The organism is Bradyrhizobium sp. AZCC 1577, from assembly GCF_036924575.1.
Lineage (GTDB): Bacteria > Pseudomonadota > Alphaproteobacteria > Rhizobiales > Xanthobacteraceae > Bradyrhizobium.
The window spans coordinates 3,920,161-3,937,623 of the sequence record NZ_JAZHRQ010000001.1; the positions used below are offsets into that span (position 1 = coordinate 3,920,161).

A 17,463-nucleotide genomic window follows, 5' to 3' on the forward strand; every position below is an offset into this window, starting at 1 on the left:
GCCGCGACTCAGGCCCTGCATCTGCCGGCGCAATCACGCACTCACGGGAGATGCCGATGCCAAGCGAACAACTGCAATGCTGCGCTATCTGCCCTCATCAAAACGACTGCCGGAATGTTGGCGCCTGCCTTGACGACGTGAATGCAGACTATCTCGCGATAAGCCACGCCCGATTTTCCCGGCTAATGACGCCAGCGCAGGCCACGAGGTGCATGGATGCTCTGAAAAACAAAACGACCTTGAGGCGAATATTCGGCTGCAGCAAGGAGAACGTGATTATCGTCACTCCTGGAAAATTCCGCAACCATTGTAAAGCATATCCTGAATGGGGCGCTGAGGCCCTGCGATTGGCAAAGGAGAACGAGAAGGCGGCCGGCATACGAACGACGACAGTCAATCTAAAACATGCACGGGAGCGCTCTGCCGAGAGCCGCCGCAACGCAGCGACTTGCGCCAACGGCCATGTTCGCACGTTGGAAAATACGTTCTATGTTCGGAATGAGCGAAATTGCCTCGTGAGGCGGTGCAAAGACTGCAACAAGAAGGCCATTCGCGCGCGTATGCCGACGGAAGAACAGGTGAGATCGGTGGTTGTGGCGCTTCATCACGGCGCAACATTATCCGCAGCAGCGCCTGCATCATCGCAACCAGCGCTTCGAAATTTTTTCAGAAAGAATCCGAAAATTGGAAGTCGTATTTATACGCTCTCCCGAGCAAATCTTTCTGCACGCCTGAGAGAGGTTTGGCAGGCCAAGCGGCTCACGGCCGCGCCATCGTTGACCCAAAACAATGGAGAAGACGCCTACGAAGCCGTGCGGCGAGCGACTGCCCATTTGCATGAGCACGACCGAGGCGACGTCATGTCGAGAATGTACATCGCAATCGGCGAAGGGTGGCTGAAGCTTTCCGAAGCCTCGGCACGCGTCGATGAGTTTTTGCGAGATCACCGGCGCCGGCCCCGAGTTTACGGAGACCAGCGTTTTAGCTTGGACATTCCTTTGAGCGATGAAGGAGGGGCGACTTGGCTGGATACGAAAACTGACGCCGATCGGCTTTGGGGATAGGCGCGCCGCGCGCCTCGGAAAGGGGACGGATTCACTTGGGGCCGAAAGCGCTGATGAGCCCGATCATTATGGGGATGAGACCAGCGCAAATCCATAATGCAGGTGCACTGGAGCTTAAGCCGGCAATAAGGATCCAAAGACCGAAGCCGACGATGAGGGCCGAGATCGCATAGGCGGCCGCTTTTTCCATGTTCGATCCAAAAGCGGGATCGACGCCTTTACGACTCGCTACGGGCTAAAACGTTCCGGCGGGCGCGGGCCGTAACACGCTACGCCGGCTCGACAGCAAGAAATTCTTCTTCACCTTTTAGCCCCCAGCTCCACGAGCCGGCGGATGGCTTCCGCGAGCTATTTGACCGCCTTCCGCAGCCTCAGCTTGAACGCTTGTAAGGCCTTAAAACTTGTAGCCGGCGCCATGCCGAGGGCAGCCAAGCGCTCTATGATAGCCTGCTCTTGGCTTTGACAAGCTAGGAATGCCAAGTCGATAGCCTCCGAAGTGCTGCCTAGGCCTTGCAAACGAACTGTGCGGTGTATGCAATCTTCGTAGCTTTTCCTCAGTTGCGGCAGTAGGTCGTCCGCTTTGCTACCGACGTTGCCGATAAGCGCGAAAAGCAGCACCAACGCCGCAAAGCGCTGCATCGACTGCCTCATCACTTCTTCGCCTTCAGCCCCAGCTCTACCAGCCGGCGGATGGCTTCGGATCGGCCGGGTTCGTCTTCCTGACTAGCGGCCCATGCGTCGACCGCGTCGGAGATCGTCTTTGGCAGACGGACTGCAGTTACCGGATCGACGCCGCCCTTCTTCTTCGGGCGACCTCTAGATTTTTTGTTTACTGAAATTGACTTCTTCATATTTTTAGTTTACATAAAATACAAGCCGAGGGGAAGCGCCAACTTCCGCCCCGGCTCTAACCCAAGCAAGGAAGCGACACCATGCTCAAGGCTGACAGCGTGCATAGCACGCCACGATTGAACTCGTCCCTAAACAACATCGCCGAGCCGACCGCCACCGAAGCAGTCGATACCTCTCGGCGTCGATTCCTGTCTCAAGCCGCCGCGGTGACCGCGGGGAGCGCCGCCCTCGCGACGGCTCTCTCGGCGCCGGGACCGGCCGCAGGCGCTGTGCAGGCCCGTGATCCGATCTTTGCGGCAATCGAGGCGCACAAGGCGGCGCTTGCCACCTGGCTCGCGTGCGTCGACCGTCAGGGCGATCTCGAGGCCCAGCTCCCAAACGGACAATGTCAGTCCCGGATCACCGTTTGGGGTGAAGAGATTGTCGAGACAGACGATCCGCGATGGATCGAAGGCGAGCGCGAGATAATCCGAACAACGGCCGCGGCAGACGACGCCGCGGTCGAGCTCTTGAACATCGCGCCCACCACAATTGCCGGCCTGTGCGCCCTGGTCGAGCACGCCGTAACCAGCGATGTTACCGGACACTTGTGGCCGGAGAACCTGGTAAGCAGCGAGGGCAAAGCGCGCCCCTGGCAGCACTTTCTGCTGGAGAACATCTCCGAGGCGCTCAAGGAGGGGAGGCTGGTCTGATGCTGAAATACGATATGGAATGCTCGGAAGGCCTGTTATCGACGGACATTGCGCTGATCGCCCTCAACGAGACGCACGCGGTGTTCTCAATTCGCATTGCGCGGGCAACGCTCGCGGAGAACCACTTCTTCCTCAATGCGATTTCTGACGTTGCGGGCGGTGACGACCGGCTGCAACTGCCGCCGCACGCTCTTCCAGCTCGGGCGGAGCCGGAAGGCAGGCCCATCCATCAGGGCGTGTCATCGGGCTGGGGGAAATGGATCGGCCGACGGAGGTCTGGATCAGTGGCAAAACGCGCCTGACCTCGGGAACTGCAACTAAGACGGGCCCGGTCTAACCGCCGGGCCTTTTTTCTATCAGTTAGGCCGGCTTTGACGGAGTAGCACGAGAGGGGACCGCAGGTTCACGCTGGCGGGCCCTCTGGTCAGATCGGCGCCGTGTCATGCGGGGGCCGGGGGCATCTGTCGGCCGTATCCCTTGCGCGTCCATGCCCGCGGTCCGTTTCGCATTTCAAGGAACTGTCTGGGCTGTCGCCGATTGAATGATCGTCCAACGCGCGCACAAGGGGGTGCGTATCATGCGCCTTCAGACATTCAGGGACGACAGACGCTCCAGACATTTCGACTTGATCGGTGGAAAAGGACACCCCTGGTCAATTGACCTAGTCACGGTAACGGCTGCGGGCATCCTGGTGGTAGGTTTCGCGTGTGCCCTCGTGGCCCTATGGGTCCGATAGCGGCACAACGGAAAGCTCCGCCGACATCTCAACTGAGGGCGCTGGCCTTGACGTCAGGCCCATCAGCGGGGGTCCGACTGGTCGCATGGCACCGGATCAGCACGTCCAGGCGATCACCGTCGTTACGCGGAGAAGGCGCTGGGCAAAACTTCCTCAACAAGGCCCTATGGCGTCGGCTAGCGCCGGCGGCTTTTTGGTCCCAAATTTGGCCCCAAACTGCCCAGTATACACAGTAACTGGAAGGGCCGACGGGTGATCGCCGAGCTCGGAAACCCTAACTGAAACATACAATGCGGTACGTATGGGCACTCGGGTTTGCGCATTACAAAACCGCTGCTCTACCGCTGAGCTAAACCGGCGAATTGAAGCGATCGGTGGGCGGCGAAAATACCCGCCGCGTGGGGCCGATCTTCGGCGGCTCGAATAGCAGACTTGGTCGCAAAGGGCCAGAACCTCAAGAACCGCTCCAGCGCACCCGAGGCATGAAAAAGGCGGCCTCCAGCCGCCTTTTCTGGACTCGATTTGCACTGATCTATTGGCAGATTTGCACTGACCTATTGGCAAATATGCCTGCGGCCGTCCATCGCCGCGGAACCAGGTGCCGGGGGTGCAGACAAAGCCGTTGTGCCGGGCGTATTCGTCGCCGCCGATCGGGGCCCTGGCGGCGGCGACTGGGGTGGTCACGATGGCTGCGGCGGTGCGCAGCGCGCCGCCGCCGACTCCGGTGATGAAGTCTTGACCTGACAAAGGCTTCGAAGTGGTATTTTATCAAACAGGCAAGCGAGCAGGGGGCGTATGTTCGGAATTCTGGGGCTGGGGTTTCTGCTGGGCATGCAGCATGCGCTCGAAGCCGATCATATCGCCGCCGTCTCCAGCATCGCCGCGCGCCGAAGCCGTGTCGCCGATATCGTCAAGCACGGGCTGACCTGGGGGCTCGGCCATACGCTTACCTTATTCGTCTTTGCCGGCGCCGCCATTCTGCTCGGCCGCGCGATCCCGGACGGCGTTGCCCGGCCGCTCGAGACCGCCGTCGGCCTGATGCTGGTCGGTCTCGGGGCGCATGTGCTGTGGCGGCTGTGGCGCGACCGGGTGCATTTTCATCAACACGGTCATGGCGACGGCACGGTGCATTTCCACGCCCATAGCCATGCCGGCGAAATCACACCGCACGCCCGCGCCGCTCACATCCACGAACATGGTTTCCGCTGGCGGACCCTGCTGATCGGCCTGATGCACGGCATGGCGGGCTCGGCCGCACTTCTGGTGCTCGCGGTCACGCAGGCCTCCAGCCCCGCCGTCGGGCTCGGCTATATCGCGTTGTTCGGCGTCGGCTCGATGATCGGCATGGGCGCGCTGTCGACGGCGATCGCGGTGCCGCTTGCGGTCTCCGCGCGCTGGCTCACCTGGGCCAATCGCAGCCTGCAAGGGGCAGTCGGCCTTGCCACCGTCGCGATCGGAATTATGACGGTGGTCGAGACGGTGCTGACCTGACGTCGGGTGGCCTTAGCGTTGCGGACCGATGAACAATTATAAAGTGCTGGGAGGAGACAGAATGAAGCGCCGAGATTTTCTGGCCGGAAGCGCCGCGTGTTCGCTGGCGGCGATAACGGGCAAGGCATTCGCGCAGGCCGGGCCGCTGACCAAAATCATCTTTCCCTTTGCAGCCGGCGGTGGCGGGGATGCACTTTGCCGGCTGCTGGCGCAGCACGTCGCTCCCTTGCTTGATCGCAACATCATCGTCGAGAACCGCACCGGTGGCGACGGGCTGATCGGCATCAAGGCGGTGAAGGGCGCCAATCCCGACGGCACGACCATCCTGGTGACGACGGGACCGACGATGTATTTGCTGCCGATGGTCGAGACCACGCCGAGCTTCGACGCGGCAAAGGATTTCGTTCCGGTCAGCCAACTCGTGCGGTTCGAATTCTGCGTCTTTGTCGGCAAGGCCGTCCCGGCCGAGGTCAAGGACTTCAAGCAGTTCGTTGCCTGGCTGAAAGCCAATCCGGATCAGGCCACGTTCGGCGTGCCGAGCAACGGTACCATTCCGCATTTTACCGGCTCGCGGCTCGAGCAGGCGCTGGGCGTCAAGCTGACCCGCGTGGCCTATCGCGGCAGCGCGCCGATCATCAACGACCTCGTCGGCGGCCACATGCCGTTCGCGATTTCCACCTTGACCGATGCCATCCCGCAGCATCGCGCGGGCAACGTCCGGATTCTCGCGGTCGGCAGCGCGCAGCGCTCGCCGTTCCTGCCCGATGCGCCGACTCTCAGAGAGAGCGGCGTCGATCTGGTGGCGGACGCCTGGTACGGCATGTGGCTGCCGGCAGGCGCCTCGCCGGATCTTGCGAAAAAGCTGAGCGAGGCAGTCGCCACCGCGCTCGCCAAGCCGGAGGTCAAGGAAAAGCTCGCAGCGATCGGCCTGATCCCTGTCGGTTCGACGCCCGAAGGTCTGACGAAGGAGCTCGCTGCCAATAACGCCTTCTGGCAGCCGATCGTGAAAGAGACCGGGTACAAGATCACGAACTAGCCGGTGCGGAGTCCAAAAGTCTGCTTAAATCTGGAGGTTCAGGGTGCATTGACCGGGTAAACAAGGAGGGTTCCTTGGGCGGTGAAAGTAGAGTGACGCACACGCCGTGTGAAAAACCTGCTGCATAGTTTGTCATGCGACCGATCTTCCATCCGAACCTGGTCAACGGTCGCTACGGCGACCCGACGGTCTATGTGGAGACGCTGTTCAAGACGCGCAGCGTACTGTTCGATCTCGGGGAAATCGCTTCACTGTCACCGCGGAAGATACGACGCGTCGATCAGATCTTTGTCTCGCATGCGCATATCGATCATTTCGTTGGCTTCGATCATCTGCTCCGTTTGCACGTAGGACTGGAGAAAACTGTACATCTTTACGGCCCGGCCGGTTTTGCCGAGCGCGTCTTTCACAAGCTTCAGGCCTATCGATGGAATCTGGTCGAGAGCTACGGCGCCGATCTGATCTTCGTTGTCAGCGAATTTGAGACGCCGAACTCCATCGCGACCAGGCAGTTCCGGCTGAAGAACGCCTTTGCCGCGGAACCGCCGGTGTCGAAGACAGTTCTTGACGGCGTCCTGTCTGACGAGCGGACCCGCCGGGTTTCAGCCGCCATCCTTGAGCATGGCACGCCCTGCCTCGGCTTTGCCCTGCAGGAAGCGGCCCATGTCAACATTTGGAAGAATCGACTATCCGAGCGCGGGCTCCCGGTCGGTCCGTGGTTGCAGTGGCTCAAGCAGGCGGTTGTGGAAGGCCGGCCGGACGATCATTTGATACGGATCGATGGGGCGGCGGCTTCAGACGGTCGCCTCGAGCCGCTCGGCAGCCTGCGTGACCTCCTGACGGTCACTGCCGGCCAGAAAATTGCCTATGTTACCGATGTTGTTGATACGCCAGCCAATCGCGCCGCCATCGTAGCGCTCGTTCAGAATGCGGACATCCTCTTCATCGAGGCGGCATTCGCGGGGACGGATGCCGCATTGGCGAGGGAGCGGGGCCATCTTACAACGACGGCTGCCGGAGAAATTGCGCGGGAAGCTAATGTGCGCCGTGTCGAGCCGTTTCACTTCTCTCCGCGCTATGCGGGAGAGGAGGAGCGGATGCTGGCCGAGGTGATGACGGCGTTCAAGGGGGCCCACATTTGACGCAACAACCTGAGCGGTATTTTCATGCTCGAGGAAAGACGTTTGCCGGCTGGGCATCGGAAATTGGTACGGCTCTTTCTCTGCGGAGATGTCATGTGCGGCCGCGGCATCGACCAGGTGCTCGCGCACCCCTGCAGCCCTGAGATTTACGAACATTACGTGCGATCGGCGGAGGGGTACGTGCGGCTCGCCGAGCAGGCGAACGGACCCATTCCGCGGCAGAACGGGCCGTCCTACGTTTGGGGCGCTGCGCTGGACCAGTTGGCGCGCATGCAGCCGGACGCACGGATCATCAATCTCGAAACGGCAGTGACCCGCAGCAACGACCGCATGAACAAGGGCATCAACTACCGCATGAGCCCGGAGAATGCAGAATGCCTCGCGGCGGCCGAGATCAACTGCTGCGTATTGGCCAACAATCATGTGCTCGATTGGGGCCGCGCCGGCTTGCTGGAGACGCTGACTACTCTGCAAAAACTCAACGTCAAGACAACGGGCGCGGGGCGCAACGATCATGAAGCGCGCGCACCCGCGGTGCTGAACCTTGGCAAAGCGCGGCTCTTGATCTTTTCGTTTGGATCGACATCGAGCGGCACCCCGCTCGAATGGGCTGCGACGTCAGACACTCCGGGCGTCAACTTGCTGCCGGAACTCTCCGAGGCGAGTGCGTCAGAGGTCGCCGAACAGGTCATGGCGCTCAGGAGGCCCGGCGATCTCGTCGTCGTTTCAATCCATTGGGGATCCAATTGGGGATATCACATTCCGCACGAGCAGAGAATTCTGGCCCGGGCCCTCATCGACAAGGCAGGCGTGTCGATCGTTCACGGGCATTCTTCGCATCATCCGCGAGCGATCGAAATTTATCGAGACCGCCTCATTCTCTATGGCTGCGGTGATTTCCTGAACGACTATGAAGGCATCAGTGGTTACGAGCGCTACCGTGATGACCTTGCCTTGATGTATTTCGCCGACCTGGATCCGACCAGCGGAAGCCTCCATGCGCTCAAACTGGTTCCCCTGCAGATCAAGAACTTTCGTCTCTCCATTCCAGCACGGCAGGACATCGAATGGATCCAGCAGACACTGGATGAGAGATGTCAGCAGTTCGGAACAAGGGTCATCCCTGATTCCGAACAGCAGCTTGTCGTTATCGGGCCTCGGGCAGGGACCTAACGCTAGATGCAGTAGATATCGCGGGCTGCGTCCCGTCCCGATGCTTCGTGCGTCGATGACGGACAGCGCGCTCTACCGCTGCCAGGAAACAGGCGATCCAATGATCGAGGATCCAGCCGGCCTGGCCAAGTCCTTGCTGGTCAAGTCCTCCCTGGCCGAGTCCTCGATTGCCTTGTTTTGCTTGTAACGTCTGCGTCATGATTAGGCACCTTTGCCACCGGAGAGCAGTGCTCCCGGTGGCGTAAGAAACGACAGCGCGGTCAGTCTTATCGCCGCGCTTCGAGCACGATGTTGAAGGGTGTCTCGGCTGCGATCCGGACACGGCTAAATCCGGCTTCGCGCAGAACCGCTTCCAACCGTTTTGGTCCTGCCTGCCCACCGAGGGCGAGCCCGACCTCCTGCGCCAGGGAAACCGGCGTGCAGATCATGGTGGAGCCGGCATAATAGAGGCGGCCGACCGGATTGATATTGTCCTCCAGCCGGTCTCCTGCTAGCGGCTCCACGGCCATGAACGTGCCGTCGGGAGCGAGAGCCTGCAGAATGCGGCTCGCCGCGCCGATGGGATCACCCAGGTCGTGCAGCGCGTCGAAACAACAGATCAGGTCGAAATTGCCGCCTACAAAATTCTTGGCAGTGGCGACATCAAATTCCGTCCTGGCTGCTACGCCGTCGCGTTTCGCGGCGTCGCGGGCGCAGGCGATTGAATCTTCGTGGTTGTCGATCCCGAAAAATCTGGACCGTTCGAATGCTTTCGCCATCAGGATGGTTGAGATGCCATGGCCGCAGCCGATATCCGCGACCCGCGCACCGCGGCCGAGTTTTTCGACCACGCCGTCCAATGCGGGAAGCCATTCCTGCACCAGATGGGCCTTGTAGCTCACGCCGAAGAAGCGTGACATTCCGCTGAACAGGCAATTGCATCGCTCGTGATAGCCGGAGCCGCCGCCGTTGCGGAAAGCCTTGCTCACCTTGGGCTGGTCAACCATCACCGCCTGGCAAACCTCGAACGAGCCCAACATGTAGACCGGGCTGTCAGGATTGCCGAACACCATGGCCTGCTCGGGATTCATGGAGAAGCGCTTGGTCGTAGCGTCATAGTCCAGATAGCCGGCGGCGGCGTGGGCGCTGAGCCATTCGCGCACAAGGCGCTCGACTGTTCTGGTCTGGCGCGCCAGTTCTTCCGGCGTCACCGGTCCTGACGCGGCGAGCGCGCTGTACAGTCCGAGCTCGTCACCAATGCGCACCAGCGGCGCAATCATGGCGGCGCCGAGATCGCCCAATATCCGCGTAACAAATGCTTCCAGCTTCTGCTCGTTTAATTCTCTGACCAAAATGTTCATTGCTGCCTCCTTTGGCGCGATGGGACATAGGTCCTCGCGAGGGTGCGGCAAATGACCAGACTGCCGGATGGCTTGACTGTGCGTCTGAATCCTTCCTATTTTTGCCATTCGTCCGAGAAGCGTGCCCGAGCGTCCGATTGGAGCTGCGACTATGGGGGCGGATGCCCTGTCCGATGTGTTGCGCGCCGTACGACTTTGCAGTGCGATGTTCTTCCATCTTGACGTTCGCGCACCATGGGTGGCCGCGGCGCCGGCATCGTCCACCTGCGCTTCAGCCGTGTTGCCGGGGGCGCAGCATGTCATCGAATATCACGTCGTTGTCGATGGTTGCTGCTGGGGCGGGCTAATCGATGAGCCATCTGTGCGGCTCGACGCGGGCGATATCATCGCATTTCCGCAAGGCGCTGCGCATGTGCTTTCCAGTGCGCCCGGCATGCAGGCGGCCCCTGACCTGAGTTACTATCATCGGCCGACCGCCGACCAGCTTCCCCACAAGGTCCGCCTCGGCGACAGCGGACCCGCCGACGCGCGCATCCTGTGCGGATTTCTCGGCTGCGACGCGCGTCCTTTCAATCCACTCTTGGAGTCCTTGCCTGCCGTCCTTCATCTGCGCGGAAGTTCATATCGGGAGAATTCGGGACTTGGTTACCTGATCAATGCTGCACGGGTTGAATCGGAGGGGCGTCGGACCGGCGGGGAGGGCGTGCTGGCCCGGCTGGGCGAACTGCTCTTTGTCGAGGCGATCAGATGCCATATCGAAGCGCTTGGCCCCGAACAGACCGGCTGGTTTGCCGGCTTGGCCGATCGACACGTCGGTCAAGCGCTGAATCTCTTGCATGGCAAGCCAGCGGCGGATTGGACATTGGATGATCTCGCGAAGGCCGTGGGGCTGTCGCGATCGACATTCGCGCAGCGGTTCACCCACCTGATCGGACAACCGCCGATGCAGTATCTGACGCGCTGGCGCATGCAACTCGCTGCCGGTCTGCTGGCGTCTGGAAGCGATCCGATCGCCCGCGTGGCGGAGGCGGTTGGCTACGATTCCGAAGCCGCCTTCAATCGTGCGTTTCGCAGAACGGTAGGGACGCCACCGGCCGCCTGGCGGCAGACGCAGATGTCGCCGGAGTAGGCGCGCTGGCGCTTAGCGTCTTGGGGTAAAGGGCTCACGAAACGATTGTGACAGGTTGGCCGAACGGCAACACTTGCCGGAAAATTATCGCTGCGCGCAGCGGTTCCCGAGACCCCGTACGACGCTAATCGTCTGAACTACTGTATGATTTGTCAACATTGGCAGCGGCCTCGAGGGAGTGTCAAACGTGCCGCGTCCGCGTTTTGACTTGATGATGATTTCCTAGTTTAACTACTGTCTCTGATGGAAGTTGGGGCATCGAAGCAGGTGGGCTGGGTTTTTGGTTGACCCGTCTGGCCGCGTTTGCCGATAGCAGGGGGATAAGCACCGCATGAATTCGTATTTTCGGCGGCAGCTCGCTGATTACGTCGAGTATCATCGCGACCCCTGGAACTGCGCAATGCATGTACTCGGCATCGTGTTCCTGTTCCTGGCCGCCATCCTTCCGCTCAGCTTGTGGTCCATCACCGTCTTCGGGTTCCAAACCAGCGCGGCGACCATCGCTGTCATACCGGTGCTCGTCTATTGGTTCCTGCTCGATTTCGCGCTTGGCGCCGGAATCCTTGGAGCCGCGGTTGTGTTGCTCTCGGCTGCTGGCATGATCGTTGGTCATGCGACGATTGCCGGCATGTGGACACTTACGGCCATCTTGATTGTCGTCGGCGTCGCATCGCAGATTATTGGGCACCGCGTGTTCGAGCGGCAGCAGCCGGCGCTGGTCGACAATCCGACTCACCTGTTGCTGGGCCCAATGTTTGTCATGGCAAAACTGTTTATCTCGCTGGGCTTTCGGCGCGATCTCGCCATCATCATCCAAGTGCATCCGCAAAGCGCTGCATCTTGATCTCAAATAGTTCAGCTTGAGTTCATTGGCAGCATGACGCGCATACTGGTCACAGGCGGCAGCGGATTCATCGGAAAGCACCTGGTCTCGGCGCTGATCGCGCGAGGTCGGCAGGTGAGGGTGCTCGATCTTCAGCCGCCCCCTCGCGCGTTGCCGCAGGTTCAGTATGTCAGGGGATCGGTGCTTGATCGGGACCTGGTTGACCGCGCGATGGACGGGGTCGACGAGGTCTACCACCTGGCTGGCTTGCCGGGGATGTGGCTGCCGCGGAAGGCCGATTTTCACACCGTCAACTTCGGCGGCACCGAGATCGTCATTGAGACGGCGCGCAAGCGCGGCATAGAGCGCTTCTTGCACTGCTCGACGGAATCCATTCTGTTCCGTGCCTCGCCATCGGCGGTTCCTGTCGCTGACGATGCGCTCCTGCCGGACGAGATGCCGGGTCCATATACGCGCTCGAAAATGCTCGCCGACCGGTTCGCTATGCAGGCGGCCGCATCCGGATACCCGGTGGTTATCGGCTGTCCCACCATGCCCGTCGGGCCTTATGACCACAATGTTACCCCGCCGACGGCGATGCTCCGGTATTTTCTCAACCGGCGTCTTCAATTGCACCTTGATTTTGTCGTGAACCTCGTCGATGTGCGCGACGCCGCCGAAGGGCTGATCTTCGCCATGGAGCGCGGACAGGCTGGACATCGCTACGTTCTCGGTGGCGAAAGCATGCCGCTAAGACGGGTTCTCGAACTCATGTCTGATATCAGCGGCCGTCGCATCCGCTGCATTCAAGTGAACGGCAAGGTCGCCGAAATGGTCACTGCAACGCTGGAGTTCATCGCCGATCACGTGACGCGCCGGCCTCCGTCCGGTACGGCCGAAGGCGTTCGTATCGCATTGCGGGCGGGGGCATTGTCGATCGAAAAAGCGCAACGAGAGCTGGGCTATGCGCCGGGTCCCGTCGAACCCGTTTTGCGTGAGGCCATTGCGCATCTGCTTGATGCCGGCAACAATCAACCTGAATGGGACTCAATGCCGAGCACTCGTTACACGTCGAGCGCCTGTTCGGCGGTTGATCCAATCGCTTAAGATGGTCCGCGACATGCCCAACGATCCTGGTCAATGGCTGGCTTTCGCCTTGAGTGGCTGGACCACTACCTGGCCCACACAGTTGCTCGCCATCATCTGGATCTTGTGGGTCATGAGCTGGGTTTTGGCGTCGTTCTGGTCCGGTCAAACGAAGAAACACGTGATGACTTGGGAGTCGCTCAAATACCGCTCCCCCATTCTCGTAGGGGCCATTCTTTTCTTGCCATTGACGGGCAAGGTCCTGGGGGAAAAGCCGCTCTGGCAGTTTGGCAGCCTGGGCATCTATGTGCTCGCGTGCCTTGTCCTTGCGGGGATCTCATTCACATGGTGGGGGAGAATTCATCTCGGACGATTCTGGTCGAACGCGATCACGCACAAGGAAGGTCATCAGGTCATCGACACCGGCCCCTACGGGCTGGTGCGCCACCCGATCTATACGGGGCTTATCGCCGGGATGCTGGTGACGGGTATAGCGGTCGGAACAGTTTCCGCGATGCTGGGGGCGGCGCTGATCTCGCTCGGGATGGGGTTGAAGGCCCGCATGGAGGAGGGCTTCCTCACGGCGGAACTCGGTGCGGATGCCTATGGATCGTATTGCCGTCGCGTTCCGATGCTGATTCCGTTCCTGCCGCGGACCTGACGTCGCTCTGCCATTACCGTTTCCGTCGCGACGCCGCTGGTGTCGCGACGGGTGACGCCGCTGATGTCGCGACAGGTGGAGCAAGACGGCGCGGAACCAGGACGCGTTGGCCAACTGACAGCGGTGCACTGTCGGAATGCTGATTGGCCTGGGTAAGTGACCACAGCGGTACATGGTTCAGTGCCGCTAGCCTCTGCAAGGTATCGCCGGAGCGGGCGAGTTGCTGCGTGCCGCTGTCCCAAAGCTCCAGCGGGGCATCAGGAGGAACGACGTAGCGCAGCGGCACCGCCTCTCCCTTGGCCGGCGTCGTCGCAAGTTGTGCAATTGCTGTCACCACTTGCTCGTGGATGGAATCCATCTTGTCGATGTTGATGTGGGTGACTTCCCCGTGCTGCTTCAAATCGAAACTTGCGTAGTGACCCTGGTAACCCTGCTCCGCCACCACATCGCCGCCGCCCAGTATACTGTCGGACAGGAAAATGTTGATGTAACGCTCGACGTTCAGCGGCACTTTCGGGCTTGCTTGAGCCGGATCAATGGTGACCACCAGGCTTACCTGTATGTTTTCAGACTTCAGTATCCCGGCGAACGTCAAGGCGCACAGTCCGCCCATCGAATGACCGATCAGCACGATCGGCGCAGGATCGTCCCGGAAATCGCGGATCGCCTGATCCGCAATCAGCCGGCAAATCGTGAATTCATAGACGTCAGCCCGGATACCGGCTTCCTGGAGACGATTGGTCAGGCGATCCATCCCGCGCGAGAAGATCGGGCCGAGCGCGCCGCGGAACAGGTAGACGCGCGCCTGCGGCTGGGCCGCGGCTGGTGGCGTGTCGGGAGCGACGGTTGCGACTGCATTGGTCGTGCGTGCGACCGGATCGGCGACCGCCAGATTGCAAACGGCCGACAAGATGCAGACGGAAAGGGCTGCACGGATCACCACGGCTGCAACCAGCGTCGGACTTTTCATGTACATTCCGCTCGCGATTTAGGCGTAGAAGTGCCGAACCTTGAATGCCGGCGGGCCACGCCACCCGGCGCTTCTAGCGGGTGATCTATCGTCGAGGAATTGGCAGAATTTGCGGCGCTCGTCGCTGCGGCGACGGCATTCGAACTACTAACGTACCGCCGCGGTGCTTGCCGTGCCGGGTCTCGCCGTGCTTGCCGCTTCAGGCTGCCGCGGCCTCTGCGCCGCCGAAGCTGGTACAGATCGGCCGAAGACGACCGCGTCGATCTCGCTTATCACCTTTTGCTGCATGATCAGGTTCTTTTCGATGGACATGTGCCCGACGCCAGGCACGTTCTGCACGTTCACATTCTCGAGCTTGCCCTGGAATTGTCCGGTTTTCTGAACCGGCGTGCCGGCGCCGTTGGCGATGTAGAAGTTTACATAGCGTCCCACGCGTCCCGAGAGGCTGGTGCGAAACACCGAATCCAGGCCGATGGCGAGCTTAACGGGAGCGCCAAGCTGATCCAGCTTGGCGACCATGTCGGGAAGCGCGGTCGCGCCCGAGGAATGCCCGACCAGAATGATCGTCTTGATCCTGCCACTCTTGTATCCGGCGGCGGCTTCGTCGGCGAGCGACGACCAGGAGGCAAAGTTCGCGACAGTGACCGGGATGCCCTGCGCCCGCAGCTTTACCGCAATGTCATCGAGCCCCAGAGAAAAGATATTGAGCACGCCGCGGAGCAGATAGACATGAGCAGTCGAGGCTCCCGATGCGGAACTCCGTGCCTGTGCGGGGCTTGCGCCGATCGCCAGGAGCAGCAAGACCGCGATAGCTATCGCGTGCAGTCGACGCAACGATGCCAGACAGAGAAAGGATGACCAGCCGACAGTTCCGATATCGCCGCGATATGGCTTCATTGCGCTCCTCGAAGGGCTGCGAAGTGCTTTGCAGGCGACCGTAGCGCCCGCGTGCTCGGAACTGCAATAAACGTGGCGTGAGCGGCCGCAATTTACCAACCCGACGTGTCTCCGCCGCAACACTAGTTTCCAACCCCTCAATGGTTTGCGCTAGCAGCCCGGAGCAGAATCACGATTGCGACGGTCCGACCACTCAGGTCTCGGACCAGCAGGTGCCGCGTCGCGTGGTGTGCACGCGATGGTGCGGTCGCGGTACCGAAGCGCAACAGACGACTACAATCAGATGTCAAAGGCAGAAATTGAAATGAGGGAACCCACCAGACTCAGTTAGATTCCGTGCAGCTTGAATTTGGCAGGGGGCACTGATGCCATACTTCAACTTTGATCTCGTCATAGGCGCGGAGTTCAAAAACCAGGGCGGCATGTATCTCGAAAACACAGAAAACGCGATCGATAAGGCCGAAAGCCTCGCGAGCGAGCTTTGCATCGTTCGCCCCGAGCTGTGTTCCACCGGATGTGCTGTGCGTGTCACCGATGGAGACTGTAACGAGCTCTACCGTACTCCGGTCGACCTTGTCGGCCGTGGATGAAATCGTCCCGTGGCGCACGATGCGTCGTAGGCGCTCGAGGCCGAATTGGTCTGAAGTGTAGACTACTGCAAGGGCAGTAGTTGAGTTGGTGGCGATTTCTTACCGAGGGGGCAGCTCGTTCGGTCCTTGGCGGACGGGTTCTGCGCTGCAGATTCGTTGGAATGGTTCGGATCAGATGCCGATGACTCGGTCGTGCTCGTAAACTCGGCCAGGTCGGCATTCGATGACGATTCCACGTAACTAACAACCGCGAACGTAAGGGCGAACAGGGTGAAAAGCCCGACCACCACTATGGTGCCCATTCCCTGCCAATCGATTTGGCTGTTGAATAATGGCATGGCTCGTCTCCCGAAGCCGGGTTTGCGACGGCCTTAGATCAACTCGCGGTTCTCGACTGTGAACTGCCTCACGCCTCACGCTCACTTGATGCCGAGACAGAACGCCGGACGTCTTTTGCCTGGGCTAATCCGTCGTGCAATGCGCATCACTGGTCTTATGGCTTGATCCCGATCTTCTCCCTGATCGCACCAAGCTCGGCCTCGTCCCAGATGCCGATCAGCACGCCGTTCTTTACCTGCAGTTGCTGGTTGGCATAGGCAGCGATCTTTGCGTTTGGCGTTGTGACGTGCATCTTTTGATGCAGCGTCCAATCGAATAGCTCTAACTGCAGCCGCGCCACGATGCCCGGTCGGGAAAGGATGACCACCGGTCAAATCTGGTGTCGCCGCGATATGGCTTCATTGCTCTCCTCGAAGGGCGGCGGCGGTGCCGGCGACAGGTTCCGTGATCGGCCGCAATCTAATCGAGCAGCTTTATACCCGCTTCTCTAATCAGCTTCGACCATCTCGGAATCTCGCCGCCAATAGCGGCAGCGAATTCCGCGGGTGAGTTGCCAATCGGCTCGATTCCAAGGTCATCGAATCGCTTGCGCATCTCCGGCATCGCGAGAATCCTCACGGTTTCGCGGTGCAGCTTTTCGACAATCGCCGGTGAAGTTCTGGCAGGCGCCATCAAGCCAAACCATACTGTTAAATCGAAGCTCGGGAAGCCTGATTCCGCCATGGTCGGGAGATCGGGTGCGCCGGCATGGCGCTCCAACGACGTCACGGCGAGCGCCCTGACTTTCCCTTCGCGCGCGAGGGGCAACGCGCCGGTAGGAGGAACAAACGCCATGCTGAGCCGTCCAGCGACCAGCTCCTGCGAAAAGACAGCACCGCGATACGGCACGTGCAGGATGTCGACTTTCGCCATCGATTTCAGCAGTTCCCCGGCGAGGTGCAGCGTTGAGCCAAATCCTGCGGACCCATAGGTGAGTGCGCCCGGCTGCGCGCGTGCGAGTGCCACAAGCTCTTGCACATTCTTCGCCGGCACGTCGTTGTTGACGATGAGGATGTTTGCGTAAGCACACACCTGAGAGATCGGCACAAGGTCCCGGACCGGATCGAACGGCATCTTCTCATACAGGCTGGGGTTGATGACGATCGCCGGGTTGGCCGCGAGCAGCAGCGTATGGCCGTCCGGCTCAGCCCTTGCGACGCGCTCCCCGGCAATATTGCCGTTGGCGCCGACCGTGTTCTCGATCACGACTGGCTTGCCCCATGCCTGGAAAAGCTTATCGCCGAGCAAGCGCGCAACAATATCCGGAGATGTGCCCGGGCCGAAACCGACGACAATTCGAACCGTGTGGGCGGGATAATCCAGCGCCAGTGCAGCTGGCCCTCCTGTGACGGCCATGATCAGAGTGGCAAGCACCAACACCAATCGACGCAGCAATTTCATGG

Annotated in this window: 21 protein-coding genes; 12 read left to right on the plus strand and 9 right to left on the minus strand. The window is 60.5% G+C overall.

The genetic code is table 11. The annotated features are described in order from the left end of the window. Positions 1 to 56: 56 nt before the first annotated feature. Entirely contained in the window at positions 57 to 1,064 is a 1,008-nt protein-coding gene (locus V1278_RS18205) for a hypothetical protein (protein WP_334381785.1), read from the plus strand. A 31-nt stretch (positions 1,065 to 1,095) separates the two neighbouring features. Here the strand turns inward: V1278_RS18205 and V1278_RS18210 are convergent, their stop codons facing one another. From V1278_RS18210 to V1278_RS18220, 3 genes are all read right to left on the minus strand, one after another. Continuing rightward, a complete protein-coding gene (locus tag V1278_RS18210) occupies positions 1,096 to 1,254 on the minus strand; it encodes a hypothetical protein (RefSeq protein ID WP_334381786.1) in 159 nt (52 codons plus the stop codon). A 158-nt stretch (positions 1,255 to 1,412) separates the two neighbouring features. After that, on the minus strand, positions 1,413 to 1,703 hold the full coding sequence (locus V1278_RS18215; protein WP_334381787.1) for a hypothetical protein: 291 nt from the start codon (positions 1,701 to 1,703) through the stop codon (positions 1,413 to 1,415). Between the two features lie 11 nt (positions 1,704 to 1,714). Further along, positions 1,715 to 1,915, minus strand: coding sequence for a hypothetical protein (locus V1278_RS18220; RefSeq protein WP_334381788.1), 201 nt, complete (start codon positions 1,913 to 1,915; stop codon positions 1,715 to 1,717). An 81-nt stretch (positions 1,916 to 1,996) separates the two neighbouring features. Between V1278_RS18220 and V1278_RS18225 the strand changes: the two genes are divergently transcribed. From V1278_RS18225 to V1278_RS18250, 6 genes are all read left to right on the plus strand, one after another. Next, positions 1,997 to 2,608, plus strand: coding sequence for a hypothetical protein (locus V1278_RS18225; protein ID WP_334381789.1), 612 nt, complete (start codon positions 1,997 to 1,999; stop codon positions 2,606 to 2,608). After that, the gene (locus tag V1278_RS18230; protein ID WP_334381790.1) at positions 2,608 to 2,910 is read left to right on the plus strand and encodes a hypothetical protein; all 303 of its coding nucleotides are present in this window, start codon (positions 2,608 to 2,610) and stop codon (positions 2,908 to 2,910) included. The genes V1278_RS18225 and V1278_RS18230 overlap by 1 nt, the downstream gene beginning before the upstream one ends. 1,229 nt (positions 2,911 to 4,139) lie before the next feature. Further along, positions 4,140 to 4,835 carry a HoxN/HupN/NixA family nickel/cobalt transporter gene (locus V1278_RS18235; RefSeq protein ID WP_334381791.1) on the plus strand — a complete coding sequence of 232 codons (696 nt, stop codon included), beginning with the start codon at positions 4,140 to 4,142 and terminating at the stop codon, positions 4,833 to 4,835. 61 nt (positions 4,836 to 4,896) lie between these two features. After that, positions 4,897 to 5,871, plus strand: coding sequence for a Bug family tripartite tricarboxylate transporter substrate binding protein (locus V1278_RS18240; RefSeq protein ID WP_334363422.1), 975 nt, complete (start codon positions 4,897 to 4,899; stop codon positions 5,869 to 5,871). Between the two features lie 134 nt (positions 5,872 to 6,005). Next, entirely contained in the window at positions 6,006 to 7,013 is a 1,008-nt protein-coding gene (locus V1278_RS18245; RefSeq protein ID WP_334381792.1) for a ribonuclease Z, read from the plus strand. A 24-nt stretch (positions 7,014 to 7,037) separates the two neighbouring features. Continuing rightward, positions 7,038 to 8,186 carry a CapA family protein gene (locus V1278_RS18250; protein WP_334381793.1) on the plus strand — a complete coding sequence of 383 codons (1,149 nt, stop codon included), beginning with the start codon at positions 7,038 to 7,040 and terminating at the stop codon, positions 8,184 to 8,186. A 266-nt stretch (positions 8,187 to 8,452) separates the two neighbouring features. Here the strand turns inward: V1278_RS18250 and V1278_RS18255 are convergent, their stop codons facing one another. Then, on the minus strand, positions 8,453 to 9,526 hold the full coding sequence (locus V1278_RS18255) for a class I SAM-dependent methyltransferase (RefSeq protein WP_334381794.1): 1,074 nt from the start codon (positions 9,524 to 9,526) through the stop codon (positions 8,453 to 8,455). A 151-nt stretch (positions 9,527 to 9,677) separates the two neighbouring features. Between V1278_RS18255 and V1278_RS18260 the strand changes: the two genes are divergently transcribed. The 4 genes from V1278_RS18260 (at position 9,678) to V1278_RS18275 (ending at position 13,225) form a co-directional block, all read left to right on the plus strand. Further along, on the plus strand, positions 9,678 to 10,655 hold the full coding sequence (locus V1278_RS18260) for an AraC family transcriptional regulator (RefSeq protein ID WP_334363417.1): 978 nt from the start codon (positions 9,678 to 9,680) through the stop codon (positions 10,653 to 10,655). Between the two features lie 331 nt (positions 10,656 to 10,986). Beyond that, on the plus strand, positions 10,987 to 11,499 hold the full coding sequence (locus V1278_RS18265; RefSeq protein WP_334363416.1) for an Mpo1 family 2-hydroxy fatty acid dioxygenase: 513 nt from the start codon (positions 10,987 to 10,989) through the stop codon (positions 11,497 to 11,499). A 33-nt stretch (positions 11,500 to 11,532) separates the two neighbouring features. Next, on the plus strand, positions 11,533 to 12,585 hold the full coding sequence (locus V1278_RS18270) for an NAD-dependent epimerase/dehydratase family protein (protein WP_334381795.1): 1,053 nt from the start codon (positions 11,533 to 11,535) through the stop codon (positions 12,583 to 12,585). A gap of 13 nt (positions 12,586 to 12,598) precedes the next feature. Further along, complete coding sequence (locus V1278_RS18275) at positions 12,599 to 13,225, plus strand: methyltransferase family protein (RefSeq protein WP_334381796.1); 627 nt, start codon at positions 12,599 to 12,601, stop codon at positions 13,223 to 13,225. Between the two features lie 13 nt (positions 13,226 to 13,238). Here V1278_RS18275 and V1278_RS18280 read toward each other — a convergent pair whose 3' ends face one another. Together V1278_RS18280 and V1278_RS18285 are read right to left on the minus strand one after the other, a co-directional pair. Continuing rightward, entirely contained in the window at positions 13,239 to 14,195 is a 957-nt protein-coding gene (locus V1278_RS18280; RefSeq protein ID WP_334381797.1) for an alpha/beta fold hydrolase, read from the minus strand. Between the two features lie 147 nt (positions 14,196 to 14,342). Beyond that, positions 14,343 to 15,092: a hypothetical protein gene (locus tag V1278_RS18285; protein WP_334381798.1), complete on the minus strand. Its 750-nt coding sequence runs from the start codon at positions 15,090 to 15,092 to the stop codon at positions 14,343 to 14,345. 365 nt (positions 15,093 to 15,457) lie between these two features. Between V1278_RS18285 and V1278_RS18290 the strand changes: the two genes are divergently transcribed. Continuing rightward, entirely contained in the window at positions 15,458 to 15,682 is a 225-nt protein-coding gene (locus tag V1278_RS18290) for a hypothetical protein (protein WP_334381799.1), read from the plus strand. A gap of 62 nt (positions 15,683 to 15,744) precedes the next feature. Here the strand turns inward: V1278_RS18290 and V1278_RS18295 are convergent, their stop codons facing one another. From V1278_RS18295 to V1278_RS18305, 3 genes are all read right to left on the minus strand, one after another. Continuing rightward, positions 15,745 to 16,020, minus strand: coding sequence for a hypothetical protein (locus V1278_RS18295; protein ID WP_334381800.1), 276 nt, complete (start codon positions 16,018 to 16,020; stop codon positions 15,745 to 15,747). 155 nt (positions 16,021 to 16,175) lie between these two features. Continuing rightward, positions 16,176 to 16,388 (minus strand): hypothetical protein, encoded by a 213-nt coding sequence (locus tag V1278_RS18300; RefSeq protein WP_334363410.1) that lies wholly within the window; start codon positions 16,386 to 16,388, stop codon positions 16,176 to 16,178. Positions 16,389 to 16,480: 92 nt separating this feature from the next. Continuing rightward, positions 16,481 to 17,461: a Bug family tripartite tricarboxylate transporter substrate binding protein gene (locus tag V1278_RS18305; protein ID WP_334381801.1), complete on the minus strand. Its 981-nt coding sequence runs from the start codon at positions 17,459 to 17,461 to the stop codon at positions 16,481 to 16,483. Positions 17,462 to 17,463: the final 2 nt, after the last annotated feature.

Excerpts from the sequence above, each read along its gene's own strand:
- V1278_RS18205 (WP_334381785.1), top strand. The coding sequence starts at position 57 with ATGCCAAGCGAACAACTGCAATGCTGCGCTATCTGCCCTCATCAAAAC.
- V1278_RS18210 (WP_334381786.1), bottom strand. The coding sequence starts at position 1,254 with ATGGAAAAAGCGGCCGCCTATGCGATCTCGGCCCTCATCGTCGGCTTC.
- V1278_RS18215 (WP_334381787.1), bottom strand. The coding sequence starts at position 1,703 with ATGCAGCGCTTTGCGGCGTTGGTGCTGCTTTTCGCGCTTATCGGCAAC.
- V1278_RS18220 (WP_334381788.1), bottom strand. The coding sequence starts at position 1,915 with ATGAAGAAGTCAATTTCAGTAAACAAAAAATCTAGAGGTCGCCCGAAG.
- V1278_RS18225 (WP_334381789.1), top strand. The coding sequence starts at position 1,997 with ATGCTCAAGGCTGACAGCGTGCATAGCACGCCACGATTGAACTCGTCC.
- V1278_RS18230 (WP_334381790.1), top strand. The coding sequence starts at position 2,608 with ATGCTGAAATACGATATGGAATGCTCGGAAGGCCTGTTATCGACGGAC.
- V1278_RS18235 (WP_334381791.1), top strand. The coding sequence starts at position 4,140 with ATGTTCGGAATTCTGGGGCTGGGGTTTCTGCTGGGCATGCAGCATGCG.
- V1278_RS18240 (WP_334363422.1), top strand. The coding sequence starts at position 4,897 with ATGAAGCGCCGAGATTTTCTGGCCGGAAGCGCCGCGTGTTCGCTGGCG.
- V1278_RS18245 (WP_334381792.1), top strand. The coding sequence starts at position 6,006 with ATGCGACCGATCTTCCATCCGAACCTGGTCAACGGTCGCTACGGCGAC.
- V1278_RS18250 (WP_334381793.1), top strand. The coding sequence starts at position 7,038 with ATGCTCGAGGAAAGACGTTTGCCGGCTGGGCATCGGAAATTGGTACGG.
- V1278_RS18255 (WP_334381794.1), bottom strand. The coding sequence starts at position 9,526 with ATGAACATTTTGGTCAGAGAATTAAACGAGCAGAAGCTGGAAGCATTT.
- V1278_RS18260 (WP_334363417.1), top strand. The coding sequence starts at position 9,678 with ATGGGGGCGGATGCCCTGTCCGATGTGTTGCGCGCCGTACGACTTTGC.
- V1278_RS18265 (WP_334363416.1), top strand. The coding sequence starts at position 10,987 with ATGAATTCGTATTTTCGGCGGCAGCTCGCTGATTACGTCGAGTATCAT.
- V1278_RS18270 (WP_334381795.1), top strand. The coding sequence starts at position 11,533 with ATGACGCGCATACTGGTCACAGGCGGCAGCGGATTCATCGGAAAGCAC.
- V1278_RS18275 (WP_334381796.1), top strand. The coding sequence starts at position 12,599 with ATGCCCAACGATCCTGGTCAATGGCTGGCTTTCGCCTTGAGTGGCTGG.
- V1278_RS18280 (WP_334381797.1), bottom strand. The coding sequence starts at position 14,195 with ATGAAAAGTCCGACGCTGGTTGCAGCCGTGGTGATCCGTGCAGCCCTT.
- V1278_RS18285 (WP_334381798.1), bottom strand. The coding sequence starts at position 15,092 with ATGAAGCCATATCGCGGCGATATCGGAACTGTCGGCTGGTCATCCTTT.
- V1278_RS18290 (WP_334381799.1), top strand. The coding sequence starts at position 15,458 with ATGCCATACTTCAACTTTGATCTCGTCATAGGCGCGGAGTTCAAAAAC.
- V1278_RS18295 (WP_334381800.1), bottom strand. The coding sequence starts at position 16,020 with ATGCCATTATTCAACAGCCAAATCGATTGGCAGGGAATGGGCACCATA.
- V1278_RS18305 (WP_334381801.1), bottom strand. The coding sequence starts at position 17,461 with ATGAAATTGCTGCGTCGATTGGTGTTGGTGCTTGCCACTCTGATCATG.